The organism is Rhizobium sp. P44RR-XXIV (assembly GCF_001999485.2).
GTDB lineage: Bacteria > Pseudomonadota > Alphaproteobacteria > Rhizobiales > Rhizobiaceae > Rhizobium.
In genome coordinates, this window is record NZ_MPVZ02000028.1 from 874,055 (window position 1) to 886,795 (window position 12,741).

At 52.7% G+C, this 12,741-nt stretch carries 18 protein-coding genes; 12 read left to right on the top strand and 6 right to left on the bottom strand.

Annotated elements, in window-relative coordinates; genetic code table 11:
- The first annotated feature begins 28 nt into the window (after positions 1-28).
- Together BSK43_RS21345 and BSK43_RS21350 are read left to right on the top strand one after the other, a co-directional pair.
- Complete coding sequence (locus tag BSK43_RS21345) at positions 29-370, top strand: hypothetical protein (protein ID WP_077471154.1); 342 nt, start codon at positions 29-31, stop codon at positions 368-370.
- The gene (locus BSK43_RS21350) at positions 367-948 is read left to right on the top strand and encodes a DUF6680 family protein (RefSeq protein WP_077471155.1); all 582 of its coding nucleotides are present in this window, start codon (positions 367-369) and stop codon (positions 946-948) included. The genes BSK43_RS21345 and BSK43_RS21350 overlap by 4 nt, the downstream gene beginning before the upstream one ends.
- Positions 949-1,449: 501 nt before the next feature.
- Here the strand turns inward: BSK43_RS21350 and BSK43_RS21355 are convergent.
- Positions 1,450-2,076 carry a hypothetical protein gene (locus BSK43_RS21355; protein ID WP_136687153.1) on the bottom strand — a complete coding sequence of 209 codons (627 nt, stop codon included), beginning with the start codon at positions 2,074-2,076 and terminating at the stop codon, positions 1,450-1,452.
- Positions 2,077-2,095: 19 nt separating this feature from the next.
- On the opposite strand from BSK43_RS21355, the gene BSK43_RS21360 reads away from it, so the two are divergent.
- The 5 genes from BSK43_RS21360 to BSK43_RS21380 all read left to right on the top strand — a co-directional run bounded on the left by BSK43_RS21360 (position 2,096) and on the right by BSK43_RS21380 (position 4,752).
- A complete protein-coding gene (locus BSK43_RS21360) occupies positions 2,096-2,389 on the top strand; it encodes a helix-turn-helix transcriptional regulator (RefSeq protein WP_281406657.1) in 294 nt (97 codons plus the stop codon).
- 336 nt (positions 2,390-2,725) lie between these two features.
- Entirely contained in the window at positions 2,726-3,190 is a 465-nt protein-coding gene (locus tag BSK43_RS21365; protein ID WP_077471182.1) for a helix-turn-helix domain-containing protein, read from the top strand.
- A 451-nt stretch (positions 3,191-3,641) separates the two neighbouring features.
- Positions 3,642-3,893: a hypothetical protein gene (locus BSK43_RS21370; protein WP_077471158.1), complete on the top strand. Its 252-nt coding sequence runs from the start codon at positions 3,642-3,644 to the stop codon at positions 3,891-3,893.
- Positions 3,894-3,904: 11 nt separating this feature from the next.
- A complete protein-coding gene (locus tag BSK43_RS21375; RefSeq protein WP_136687155.1) occupies positions 3,905-4,210 on the top strand; it encodes a hypothetical protein in 306 nt (101 codons plus the stop codon).
- Positions 4,207-4,752, top strand: coding sequence for a hypothetical protein (locus BSK43_RS21380; protein ID WP_077471159.1), 546 nt, complete (start codon positions 4,207-4,209; stop codon positions 4,750-4,752). The genes BSK43_RS21375 and BSK43_RS21380 overlap by 4 nt, the downstream gene beginning before the upstream one ends.
- On the opposite strand, the gene BSK43_RS21385 is transcribed toward BSK43_RS21380, so the two are convergent.
- Both BSK43_RS21385 and BSK43_RS21390 read right to left on the bottom strand, forming a co-directional pair.
- A complete protein-coding gene (locus tag BSK43_RS21385; RefSeq protein WP_169055438.1) occupies positions 4,749-5,279 on the bottom strand; it encodes a phospholipase D family protein in 531 nt (176 codons plus the stop codon). The genes BSK43_RS21380 and BSK43_RS21385 overlap by 4 nt on opposite strands.
- A gap of 26 nt (positions 5,280-5,305) precedes the next feature.
- A complete protein-coding gene (locus tag BSK43_RS21390) occupies positions 5,306-5,878 on the bottom strand; it encodes a hypothetical protein (RefSeq protein ID WP_136687157.1) in 573 nt (190 codons plus the stop codon).
- A 211-nt stretch (positions 5,879-6,089) separates the two neighbouring features.
- Here BSK43_RS21390 and BSK43_RS21395 point away from each other — a divergent pair, with 211 nt between their 5' ends.
- From BSK43_RS21395 to BSK43_RS21405, 3 genes are all read left to right on the top strand, one after another.
- Entirely contained in the window at positions 6,090-6,638 is a 549-nt protein-coding gene (locus BSK43_RS21395; protein WP_077471162.1) for a hypothetical protein, read from the top strand.
- Between the two features lie 336 nt (positions 6,639-6,974).
- Complete coding sequence (locus BSK43_RS21400) at positions 6,975-7,997, top strand: SOS response-associated peptidase family protein (protein ID WP_246662644.1); 1,023 nt, start codon at positions 6,975-6,977, stop codon at positions 7,995-7,997.
- 332 nt (positions 7,998-8,329) lie between these two features.
- Complete coding sequence (locus tag BSK43_RS21405; RefSeq protein ID WP_077471165.1) at positions 8,330-8,581, top strand: hypothetical protein; 252 nt, start codon at positions 8,330-8,332, stop codon at positions 8,579-8,581.
- Between the two features lie 178 nt (positions 8,582-8,759).
- Here BSK43_RS21405 and BSK43_RS21410 read toward each other — a convergent pair whose 3' ends face one another.
- A complete protein-coding gene (locus BSK43_RS21410; protein WP_246662645.1) occupies positions 8,760-9,275 on the bottom strand; it encodes a hypothetical protein in 516 nt (171 codons plus the stop codon).
- A gap of 876 nt (positions 9,276-10,151) precedes the next feature.
- Between BSK43_RS21410 and BSK43_RS21420 the strand changes: the two genes are divergently transcribed.
- Positions 10,152-10,361, top strand: a complete 210-nt coding sequence (locus BSK43_RS21420) for a transposase (protein ID WP_077471166.1) — start codon at positions 10,152-10,154, stop codon at positions 10,359-10,361.
- Between the two features lie 155 nt (positions 10,362-10,516).
- On the opposite strand, the gene BSK43_RS21425 is transcribed toward BSK43_RS21420, so the two are convergent.
- Both BSK43_RS21425 and BSK43_RS21430 read right to left on the bottom strand, forming a co-directional pair.
- Positions 10,517-11,212 carry a hypothetical protein gene (locus BSK43_RS21425; protein WP_077471167.1) on the bottom strand — a complete coding sequence of 232 codons (696 nt, stop codon included), beginning with the start codon at positions 11,210-11,212 and terminating at the stop codon, positions 10,517-10,519.
- Positions 11,213-11,270: 58 nt separating this feature from the next.
- Positions 11,271-12,251 (bottom strand): DUF2971 domain-containing protein, encoded by a 981-nt coding sequence (locus BSK43_RS21430; RefSeq protein ID WP_169055439.1) that lies wholly within the window; start codon positions 12,249-12,251, stop codon positions 11,271-11,273.
- A gap of 218 nt (positions 12,252-12,469) precedes the next feature.
- On the opposite strand from BSK43_RS21430, the gene BSK43_RS35155 reads away from it, so the two are divergent.
- Positions 12,470-12,637, top strand: a complete 168-nt coding sequence (locus tag BSK43_RS35155; protein WP_169055440.1) for a hypothetical protein — start codon at positions 12,470-12,472, stop codon at positions 12,635-12,637.
- The last annotated feature ends 104 nt before the right edge of the window (positions 12,638-12,741 follow it).

Here is a 12,741-nt window from a genome sequence, read left to right on the forward strand (position 1 = left end):
AACATTACGTAGAAACTGGAGGTGACTTATGAGCATTGATGGATTCTACGCAGGATACATGACAGCCGCAGGCGGTTCGGGCGTTGCGCTGTTTATTCTAAAGGAGGGAGCGTTAATTGGCGTAGATCTGGGTGGTGTTCAGTTTGACGGCGCCTACGATTTGAAATCGGACGGAAGCTATGGCGGCAAAGTCAAGGTGACCGTCCCGCCGGGAGTGACGATCATTCAGGGGATTACTGCCCCTCCCACCGGGATGGCCTACGAAGTCGACTTGAAGCTGTCTGCCACGTTTTTGACTGATCCGTATTTCGAGATCGTGACGCCAATAGGCAAAGTCAATGCGAGGCTCCAGAAGCTGAGGGACGCATGATGCAGGACTTTTGGTCATTCCAGGCGAAAGATTTAATCAATGTCCTCATTCTTCTTGTCACGGTCTGGGCGATCTACTTCGGGCCAATCCGAGCAGTGGTGGTCGCGCGCCGAGAGGAAACGAAAGCAGCTAGGATAAAGCAAAAAGCCGAGATCTTTGCCTCTTTGATGAAAACGAGGCGATTTCAATTGGATGCCGAGCACGTCTCTGCACTCAATCTGATACAGGTCTATTTCAATGACGAAGCGGCAGTGTTGGCCTCGTATAAGGCTTATATTAGGTTGCTGTCTCGGCGCGCGCTGCCAGGCATTGCAGATGATTCCCTTTTTAAAGAAAGGGACGACGCATTTATCGACCTGGTGTCGGAAATTGCGCGGGCCCTTGGATATCCGCAGGATAAGAAAGAGCTGCAGGAACTTGCATACTCTCCGGAAGGGTGGGCAACCGACAACGCCACCATTAAGAAACTTCATTCACTTATGGTGGAAGTGTTTGAACAGAGGCGCGCTATTCCAATCACAAATTTGGTCAGCGTTGCGCAGAACAATCCTTTCCCTCCGGCGCCATCTGACAATTAGTGCAACCAGCTCATCAACTCTTAGGACTTAGCCGTTGCCGGTGGCGGCTAACACGTCAGCTTCGCTAGCGATCGCGCGACGGCGCCTTTAATTCTTCACAACGAAGCTGGTCGCTTCCTGCGAGGAAACGCTTACGGTTTCCGAAACGCATATCCTTATGCCGAGGGCACGCACCGTTAGTTTTGTGGGGTTTGCACAGCCCACATGCCGCGATCCGCGGGCGCTTTCTCTTGTGATGCATGGTTATCTCCGATCACTGTCGGTGCGCCCCTATGGCGCACGCGCATGTGTCGAAGATGGAGATGCTGAGTGGTCATGAGCCGACCATACAGCGTCAGTTGGCCAGAGAAAAGCCGCCAGTTGGTGAGGCCGACGGCGCGCTTTGTGGTGGCGGTGGTAATGAGGAGCCGTCGGCGCCCAGAGAGAAGCGCTGACGGCCGCCGGTGCGTTTTTAGCGTACCGGCTAGCCTGCCGCGTGATGGCCGGCAGGGTCTTGGTTCACTATGCTAGCTCGAGATCGCGAACAGCCAAGCTATTGAAATCGCGGGCAGTCAATTTATCTCCAAAGACCCATCGAAACGGCCGATCGTCGCGGGCGACGTCGATCCATATATTGAAGAACTGCCGCCCTTTGGCGGTTGCCCCGCCAGACAAGATCACGCCAGGCACCCCATCGAAGCAAATGCGTTGGCCGACCTGAAACTTCCATTGAAAAACGAAGGTGCGTCGCTGCCGCATGGGCGCGCTCGCGTTGTTATTTGGCGGCTCGACCGCCTCTATCTGCCATTCGAAAACGTCTGCTGGCGCTGCATCGCTGCCGATAAATTCGATGACATACTCGTCTTCACTATCAGCCGTCTGCGTGCGGCTGGCTACAAGCGCTGTCGCGCCGGTCTTGATCAATCTGACGACGTCGCCGATCGCAAACTGGAATTCCTGAGCATTCTGGATAGGTCGTCTTGCGATTAGCGAGCGCGGGAGGGCGCGTCTGTTGGCATGGCTTATCGGTTGGTGGATGGTCATGGCATACTCCTCGTTGCTTTTGTCGCAGTGTATTTGTACACTGTACCGACACAATAGCTGATTCTGGTTCTGTGTCAACGTGTATTTATACAGGGTACCAATCATGAAAGCTATACAATTGAAAATGGCTCGTGCGGCGGCCGGCCTTGGAGTGCGGGAATTGGCCGAGCTCGCCGGCGTCACCGCCAATACCGTCACTCGCATCGAGAATGGCGCCGACGCTAAGCAGTCGACTCTTGACGCCCTACAGGCCGTTCTTGAGAAACACGTGATTTTTCTTTCCGATGGCGAAACGACATCAGGCGGTCCCGGTGTGCGCCTACGAACCTCTTCAAGCTCCATCGACACTATTGAATCCGAAATGGTTCAATATCCCGAGAACATCGAGAATGACGCCCCGCCTGGCGCCGGCGGCTAATGCAAGGAACATGAGTCGATGACTAAAGAATAGGTCGACGCGGCGGAGAATATCGCCGAGGCAATGCGCTGCTTCAACGCAATGGTGCGCGAGGCTATCGCCGCTGGCCTCAGGGTCGATCTCGACGTTATCGAGATGCATTCAACCAGATGCCCAGGCGAACCGATTCAGCTGATCAGCCCACGTGTGACGGTGCGGCAGGGTGCTTGACCGCACCGTTCTACGCTAATATCTTCTAAGCGCGGCCAACCAATCCGCATTGCATCCCGTCACCACCGGGCAACAACCGTCGGCAATTCTGTCGATTGTACGATCGTGATATTTTACGTGGTGAACATGATCGACCCTAAAATCCAGCAAGCCGCCCTATACTATGTCCGCTTCACCAAGCCGCTGGACCCCGATCTCGGATGGCGCAGCGAGGATGTCCAACTCGCCTTCATGGCCGGTGCTGAGGCTCCGCCGGTCGCGCGGCTCATGTCATTAAGAGAGGTTGCCGATGCGCTGGCTGTTTCAGTCTCCACCGTCAACGATCTCGTTCGCTTCGGCGAGCTCGCTTATATCCACGCTGGCCGCGGCACAGAACGGAAGCATTTGACATTTCGGCCCGAGGAAATCGAGAGCTTTATTAAACGGCACACGCGACGTGACTATCGCGATCCTGGACCATCAACCGCACGACAGAGCGTGAAGCGCAAACGTGCCGATGAACTCGCCGTTGAGAGGGCAACGGCGAGTAGCCACGACTTTTCAGCACAACTTGAAGCCCGCCGCGCAGCGGCGAAGGCGAGGAAGAAATAACTGAACCACCATGCCCGATCGGTCATAAAGAAACAGTAGCTGCAGCCGTATCGACGAAATCATCAAACAGCAGCCAACTGCAGTGCGAACGTAAGGCGAACGATATTCCTTGTGGATGACAGGCTAATCAACTGCATCTTCGAAAGAATTTCCGAGCGTTAATGGCCATAATGGCCGAACAGCCGAGGAAACGACGCGCTGACAACGCTTCAATGTCGTTCCTGGCTGTTGGCGCTGCACCCGCAGGAGGGGAACAGTTACGAGCTGTTCCCCTCCACCGCGGTTGGCTTAACGTGCTACAAGTTTACTTTTTGAGCAATGCCAAAGTGTTGTTTTCCACGATCACGGATTCCTGTCCGCATATTCAATGGCTCTGTGAGCGCCGATGTGTACCTTGACTCTTGAAATTGCCACGGGCAATTTGCTCGCATGACGCGAATTGAGGGGTAAAATGCACAAGTTTCTAAAGGTCATTGGTGGAGTATTGTTTTTTGGCCCGCTCCTTGTGATCGCTTTAGTGGCGTCGCAACAATCGCCTGGGGCTGTAACCGGATATATGTTGATGATTTCTCTGCCGGTTCTAGTCTCTGGTGCGCTACTCATTGGATTCGCCAATATCATTGAACACTTGATCGCAATACGTGCATCAAGCGAGCAACAAGCTCGAGCTCTTCAATCCATGCTCGACCAGCGCGCGGCTTAAATGAGGCGTAAGTGATTGTTCCTAAATGGATAATTAAATATATTATCTATCCTGCATGGGGGTTGTTTTTAACTATTTCTGCCTTTGCGGGTGCTTATAACGATATTCCTCAGGCGTGGCGTGATATGCGGGAAAGAGGATATTTAGACTTTCTTGTCGGATTTCTTTCTATTTCGGCTGCTTTTGCCAGTTCAAATTTGGCTGTGCTAGCTATTTGCCTGACGATAATTTCTTTTATGTTTTATATATTGATCGTAGAGCCATATCGTTATGCGAGACGGCAGGAAGCAGAATTCCTTGAAAGTGACGATCAATGAGTGACACGTTGATGATAATCGCGGCGACGGCGATCGTTATAGGATACTTTGGCATCACCAATGTTTTCAGGCGGTTTGCTGAGAAGAATCGAATGGACTCCCTTCGAGCCGCAAGAGCGCTCATATCACGCGGTGACGAAACGCCGGATGAAGTCAGGGCTTTCTTAGCAAAGGAGGACTATATCGGCGCCAAGAATTCCGCCCCTTGGATTATTGCCGTGTTGCTGCCAGTGCTCGGTATTGCGGCAATTTTCTCTAAAAGAGATGATCAGCTTTTGCAGGCTGTTGAAGGGGCCGGTGCTGATGTAAGTCGGCTATTTACCGAGTATCTTAACACCACGGCGAAAGGCGCACTACTACGCAGCCCGTTAGCGTGCCTGATTGTTTTGATCGAGCTCACGTTCCTCGTGGTGATTTTAAGGCTTGCGCGATTGCTGCTTACTAACGCTCAAGACGGTGTAAAGTCCGTTTTCACATATCTCTTCATGCGCCTCGACGACTATCATGAATATGGATTTTCAGGTCATCCGCACCGTGGCTAGAGATCATTTTGAGCCCTGGATTCCACCTCAAATGGCCTGGACACCTTCAGCCGGCTTTCCCAATTCGCAATGAACTGACGCGCTATGTCGGAGCTTTCCGTGAAGGTGACGTTTTCCGCATTCCGCTTCTGCGCCGCTGCGGTGTAATTGTATGACCCGCCGATGGTCAGGCGACCGTCGATCACGATCACCTTGTTATGTGCGATCGCTGGCTCGAAATCGATCCAGACTGGAATGCCGGCTGCTTCCAGCAGCGTGGTGCCCGAATATTTCCGCTCGTTGGTCTTATCGAGGATCACCAGGACTTCAACGCCCCTGCCCGCAGCCCGCTGTAACGCATGGATGATGGGAAGCGAAGTGAAGCCGTAGGCCTGGACGCGGATCGAGGATTTTGCCTTTTCGATCGCGTCGATGATGCGGCTCTCACATTGTTCGGCTGGTGTGAAGCAAACACTGACGCGAGCGGTCGCTTGCTGGCTAGGAAGCGCAGGGTTTGCGCTCAGCAATAGCACTGATAGTGCTGCCAAATGTCTGATCTTGCGAAAGTTTAAACTCAAGGTCCCACTCGTCGGAAATCGCTCGCGTAGACACCGTAGCTCGTGCCGCGGCCTTCCACCATAATCCGCATCCCTGGCCTCATGGTCTGCCTCAACTCTTCAGAAACCCCACAAAGGCTGGCGACGGGGTACGGCAAGTCTTGAAGATCGATCGACGAGCGGCATCCCTTGCGGCCCGTTCCATCAGCTTGGGCGACCTTATAAGGGAGCTCGACATGATGGCCCGCGACCAACGCAAGGAGCATTGGAGCGCCGGCGACAGCGGGAAGACTGCCAAAAAAGTAGCCGAGGACGGGCGCTATCAAAACAGCGCCGATCTTCTTCAACTCACCCATGTTGCTTTCGGTCGCCTGCTTTAGAACAATAGCAAATCCTGCCGCAGCCGAAATCAAGCCAGCAAAAATTCGAAAGGAACTCGTGGCAGCTGCCCATTCTGTGGACGACACGTAGCCGTATCCAAAACCTCCTCCGAACAAGGAAAAGAAAAGAAGTAAGCCCCAGATCGCGAGCAAAACCAAACCGGCCTTCCCAACCCATCTCATAGCCTTAGTCAGCATCAAATCGATCACTCTGCTATACACATGGCTCAAGCTGCCGTCAGTCCAAACTTTGCACACCAATGGTTGTGACTGCAAGGTGCCTTATGCTTCACTGAAGCCTACGCTTGACTCCGCGCCAAACAAGAACATAATGGGAACAAACGAGACCCGGCACGGTCTCGATTTGCTCAATTTTTGACAGATGGGACCGCCCGCAATCGGCGGAACGGAGACGTGCGCCATGCAAACGACCGAATACACAATCACGCGCCACGATGCGAAGGTGTTCAAGGAGCTCATTGATTTCCTTGGTGGGGATGTTTTTGATCGATGGAAGGGTGAAGGCAAGATTGAGAAATCTGAGCCGTTCCTCGCGAAGATCAGAGGCGCCAAAAAGGTGCTCGAAGAAATCGGCGCCTATGATTACGACTTCATGGATGAGAAAGAGCCAGCGTTCTCACTTTACTGGGAAGCTCCCTTCGATATTCGTCGAGAGGATGCGGCTACCCCGTTGGCGAGAGTTGTCGGAGATCGACCTGGCATAGTGTTCAAGCAAGCCGAGATTTATGACGCTCTGGAGTCGCTGCACTGCGGCTATTTGCAGTTTGGGCTTGATGAAGCCTCGGACAAGATTTGCGCGCTCATCATCATCGAAATCACGCCCGATTTGATATTCATGGGGCCTCAATGGCTGGACATCGAACCGGATATACCATCGATCATCAGCAAGTTCGTTGGCGCCATTTCGGTGGATATCGTCAATCGCGCTCGTCGACGGCCGCCGAGATAAATGCCGGAGAAGCCTGCAAGTCGAACTGACGTACTGTCAGCGTCCACGCTGTCATCCTACGCGAGTGGCTCTTACTACATCAAAATTGACTGTGCGCACTGTCGAGTGAAGCGCTTCTATGAGCCCGTGGATCTTCTGCAGTTATGTGGAAACATCTCGGTACGGCGCATAGCACAGCATTTCCGATGCGAGCTTTGCAACAAAAAGGACTATCTGACCGCCGAGATCCTGAGCCCTTCATCGAAAGAACTCGTCGGCATGAACGTTCGCCGGCTTGTCCAAATCAGGATTATTCGCAAACCGATATGGAAAGACATAAAACTCTAGGAGCCTTTGATGGCCCGCCGGCCCTGGGAACAATCCCCAAGATGGACAAATCTCCACCTCCCACACCAGGTTATTATTCGAACCGAGGACGTACCGTTTCGCCAATTGGAACCGGTACATGAATTCGCGAAGAACCTGGCACCAGACCATCGCATCTACTTAGCGCGCTGTTGCGACGAAAGCTTTCAAGTGCTTTGTTTCGCCGAGAGAGCACAGGCGGAGGCTTTTCAGGCATATACCAAAGGCGTCTTCGTGCGGCCCGAGGAGTTTACAAAGCGCCGCCAATGGTCACCAGTGGAGGGGAAGATGTGCAATCTGTATAACGTGACGACGAACCAGGAGGCGATCCGGCAGATCTCGCGTGCCATGATCGACAGCATCGGCAATCTTGAGCCGGAACTCGATCTTTATCCGAACTATATGGCGCCGATCGTGCGCAACACGCCGGCCGGGCGCGAACTGGTCAAGGTTCAATGGGGAATGCCAGGCTTTCCGCATGTCCTTCGGGCGGCGACAAATAAACGGGCAGAACGGCTAACGAAACAAGGAAAGCCCGTCGACATGCCCAAACTGATGAAGGAAGAGCCCGATCGAGGACTGACCAATATCCGCAACATCGAGCTAAAGCATTGGCGGCAGTGGTTCGGGGTCGAGAACCGCTGCGTTGTTCCATTTACTCGCTACGCGGAGCCAGATCATCGGAATCCGATTGAGGGAGAACGCGTTCCAAATGCTTGGTTCGCTCTCGGCGCGGATTGTCCGCTGGCATTCTTCGCTGGCTGCTGGGTGCCACAGTGGACTCGTGTCAGGACGATCAAAGAAGGTCCAGTCACAGCCGATCTTTTCGGCTTCCTAACAACAGGGCCAAACGACTTTGCAAAGACTGTCCACGAGGACTCTATGCCGGTGATTCTGCGGACGGCGGAAGAAATTGAGCTATGGATGACAGCGCCCTGGGAGGAAGCGAAAGCGCTACAACGTCCCTTGCCAGAGGATGCGTTGGTGCTTCTGCCGAAAGAGAAGTTGAGCTGAGATGAGCGAAGAGCCTAACCGCCCAATGAACTTCCTGACCAACTGGACGGGGCTAACTACCTATCGAGTGTTTTTGGTATCCATATGCATTGTGTCCCTGATGATCTGGACTGAGACCATTCAAATCTTGGGCATTATTTTTGGGTTTTGCTTGGCCGGAATTTTCAATGACCTGTTCAACGAACAATATGACGAGCGGCGGGAAAAATTCTACATACCCGGCCGCTTTTTAGCTCCCTACCAACTTTTCAAATTCATTTGGAATGGCTTCAGATCGCAAAAAGGTTAACCCCCATGGCTGATGAAGCGGGGACGGCACATCTGGAGGCGTGATGTCAGGCAAACGGCCAAATGTCAAAGACGCGTTGAAGCGCAATCGCGAATTGCGGCCGAAGCTCTTCGTCGTGATCATATGCGCATTGATAATCATTTACGTCATGGATAGCTCGGCCCTCGGCATGTTCATCGTGGGCGTGCTCGGATACATTATGACGTCGCTGAAGAACGACATTTGGGAGGCCGATTGGAAACGGCCGGAAGCCGAGACCAGTGGCGATGAGCAGTCGCCAACGGATCTCGAATAATGTGTCCGCGTGATGTCGGCACCTTCAGCGCGTATTGCTCCCGATAGTCACAAAAGAGGCCGATGGACTGACAAAAAAGGCGGTAGTCGGCCAATCGTTGCCTGGCGGTCTGTGTGCCTCGTTCAGATCGAGATAGCTCGCAAGCATATATGGAAAGACACAACGCTCTAGGATCTTTCTAACCGCTATGCCGTCGCTTGTTCCACCAAGCTGTCCCACCGTTCTCGGTATGGTTCCAGCAACCGGCGCCGCAACCCACAAAAGTTCCGACCTTGTCGTAGTCCGGAAGAAACCGGCGGAAGTCAGTGTCTTTATGATTTTGGCCCTTTTTGCCTGGGCTGGATAGCCAAGCGGTATGTGCCTTTTTCAAAGTATCCGCCACCACGGCGCTCGGCACTAAAAAGCATATGGGCGGGTCAATCAGCGACTTTCCGAAGTCAAGAAATGCATAGAATAGCCTGGGAGCAAAGATGGCCTCGTGCTTCTTGCTCATATGCCAGCCCCCATCAGAGCCTTTATCGAGCCGCGTTTTCACTTGGACCGCACAAAGTCTGTCCCCAATGTCGTCAGTCACAACAATATCGCAGTTGGGAACACCGACGGGCGCGAGCGCCGCGATTAAGCCCCGACGAAGCAATTGACACATAACATAATGCTCGCCGGCGGCACCAAGTACAGTAGATGCGGCTACCATGACATCATCCTCTCGCTGACTTACGATTGTCGCCAAGCATAATTCAATTCTACCTCCTGTGGCTGTGTTAATTATATATTAAAACGCAATTTTACGTAGTATCGATTTCTGCCATGTTATCCTTGGGCAACTGAGGGGTTCTCCGTGAAAACAAGTTCAATAGCTCGGCGCGTAGCCGCCGTGGCGGTTTCGATCGCGCTTGCAAGTTGCACGACGACGCAAGCTGAGTTCGGCAAGAAGCCGGCTGCCGTCAGCAAGGCAGCGCTGTGTAAGACAGTGCTGGAGACGCAGGATCCGATTTTTCAGCAGCAACTGCTAGCCGAGCTAAGTCGGCGCGGGATTAGTGTCCCAGAATGTCAGCAGATGGTTGTCCAGCAGAGGCAGGCTGCGGCAGCCTTGTTCGCTGTTGCCCTCGTCGGAACTGCGGTAGCGGTCTGTGCTAACAACAATTGCGGTGGTGGATCTTACTAAACCCCCGCGCCGCGTTATCCGGGAAACTGTTATTCATATTACGACCGTGCCGCCGATGGAACGCTATGCGGAAATCGAAGCGCCATGTCCAGGCCCGGCGGCTGGTGACAGCGATAACGGATCCAGAGGTCGCTCTCTACGGACTCGACGTTTGTTAGAATGGATAGCTAAATTACTCGCGCTCAACGGGAGGCGAACTTTCCTTATCGCTATTGGGCTACTGGTTATGGGCTGCGCTGCTGCCGAAGCGCGGGGGGCATGGCTACTTCCGGAGCAGCGGCTTCTATGTCGTGCCGCACTACTGAAGCAATGTAAGCGTCGGGTGAGTGTACCTTTGAGATTTGCTGCGAACACTTGAAGTTACGTCACTAATTGCGTCATTAGAGACGTCAGCAGGGATGACCTATGGGCCGCATAGAGATTTTGACGGGTGTCGAGCGTCGGCGCGACTGGTCTCACGAAGAGAAGCTGTCGATATTGGACGAGACTGCCGTTGCAGGTGCAAAGATTGCCGACGTGGCTCGTCGGCTTAATACACATCGCTTTGGACACCTCAATCTGAAACAAAAAAACCTGCGGCTTAACAATCGTCATGGCTTTAGGTTGCAATTCTAGGTGGAAAGTTCCGCCGTGGCTCATGATTGATGGAAGAGGTGACTGACAATCGTATTGTGTTAACATATTGTTTTAATGTTATAAAAAATTAAGGAAAGTACAGAAATACCCACAAAGATACCCGCCATTTTTCGTTTCAGGCGGCATGGCCGAAATTAGGCGGCCTTCTCATAGGAGCGAATTTGAGCGGTAGGCCTTCGAAACTTAATATGCGCTTCCGGCCCCTTCGGATTTGTCGCATGAGTATACAGAGCAAAGTCAGTCTCGAACCAGCGGTCAAAGATGTCTTGGTAACGTATGGTGCCTGTCAAAAGGATCACATGATCTTCAACGGGAGATCTAAATTCACGAGCAAGTTCTGTAAATTTTTGAAGATCAAGCCGCACCGAGGTTGGCTTTAGCTTTGGCCCCAGAGCCGACCACGCCTTCATCTCGTAAGATTCCGCTTTAATGCTGCTTGTGATCTGCCCTTGCCTGACTTTCTTTAAAGTTGCCCCAATTTCAAAAACCTTCGCGGGCGTTTCCCCCACGTTTTCAACCCATAGCAACACGGTATACGACCCGTCGGTGTTGTCCCACAGATGTCCCGCGGAAGCAGCATGGACGTAGGCTCGGGTCTGTGCTTGTCCAAGTTCCCGGGTGTGGGTTATCGACCTTCTAGTCAATTCCAATGAGATGAAAAGACCGATTAAAGCCAGCGCGCTCAACACAACGCTCAAAATCGTACCGCCGAATGAGAGGCCTGCCCAACACGCCATTTGCTTCTGTGTTGCGAGATCGGCTGCCTGAACAATATCCGTTAAGTCGGCCGAAATTGGTGCATCGCACAATCCAAAGAACCAATTCCACATGCGCACGCCCCTCTTTAAGTATTTGCTCCGTTACCTCAAAAGTCTGCGACAGATTCAATTACGAACTCATTCGCATCGGTATGTCGGAGATTCTAATTTTTTTATCTGCGTCAGAAATCCCCGCTTCCTCCATCGCTCGTTGAAGAGCATTAGCTACGACCGTCGGGTAGTTGGTGGGGCCGACGATGACAGATTCAAGCAAATTCGGGATAGTGATGCCCTTGTCTGCATATGGATTATTCGGCTCCAGCCTCAGTTTGGCAACCAACTGCGGAATGCCTCCAATTTTCTCGACCTCCTTCAGAAGGCCGTTTTCCGGATCTAGCCCCTCTGTGTGCATGACACGCCATTCTTGCTCTTCGGCAAACCCCGGGTGCTTTGAGCTAGTCGCTACGTAACGAAGAAGGTAGCCAAAAAACCACCGGATCTTATCGCGACCGGCCCGAGAAATAAGTTCAGTCTGACTTCCGACGTATTCAGCGGTGGTGGTTAACCGGTCCATCAACTGCTCGTCACTGAGATAAGCAACGGGTGTGCTAAAAAAGCTCGGGTCTTCTATGAATTGGACAAATGGCTCGGGATTGATGATTAAAGCAACGCCCGCGTGATTGCCTGTGTAGGCCCTCCACATTGAGAGCCTGCCATTCCGTTCTTTGGGATCGTGAAGCGAAAGGCATGTTACATATGTCTTATGTTGCAACGACCACGCGAATTGATCAAAAAGCGCGAAACACTCCTGAGCGATACCAGGGTAAGCTTGATCAAGTGCTTGAGCTAACTGTCTCAGGGCAGGCTCTATGGTCGATTCAATTGCTGGTCTGATGGCCCTTTGGATCATAGAAATTCCGTGATTGACTTCTTGAGTGTCATTCATCACGCGCGCATTTCTCAGCCAGATCTGTTGGCCTTTCAGAATGTTAACCGCGTTCTCAGCTGTGGTGTAGTGCGCGAGCCTATGATGGGCGAACACGGATCTGCGCATATACTCAGTCTCTAGCGGCATGAAAATCGCCCTAAGCAATTCGTCGTCATCGTGCATAAACGTGCTCCCTCTAAGGCCCCCCACTTTTCGCGTCACTCTCATTGATTGCAATTGGTGGAAGGAAGACATCCACAGAATACAGATAGAGCTAGTTCACAGACAGTGTCAGCGAAACCACGCTGACGCCGTAGTCATAAAATCAAATTGACTCCCGCGCTCACCAGAACATAATGAGAACGATCGGGCGGCACCATAGAAGGAAACGAGGAAATTTCATGCCGCGCGATATCCGCGATGTCACAACCGCGTATGAAACCCTGCGCTTTGTCGCGTCCGTCTGCATGGGGAGAACGAGCAAACAGACCAGGCGAGACTTTGCGGGCTATGCCGTAGGCAAGCGCCGTAAGTTTTCGATCTACCTCTATATCTTAATGGCCAAGTGATACACGATCGTTTGGAATGTCCGAATTTCCGTACGCAGATGTCTGGCCCCCTGGCTTTCGAGAAACATGCCACGCCCCCGCCGTACCTCCTTGGAAGCGCGAGT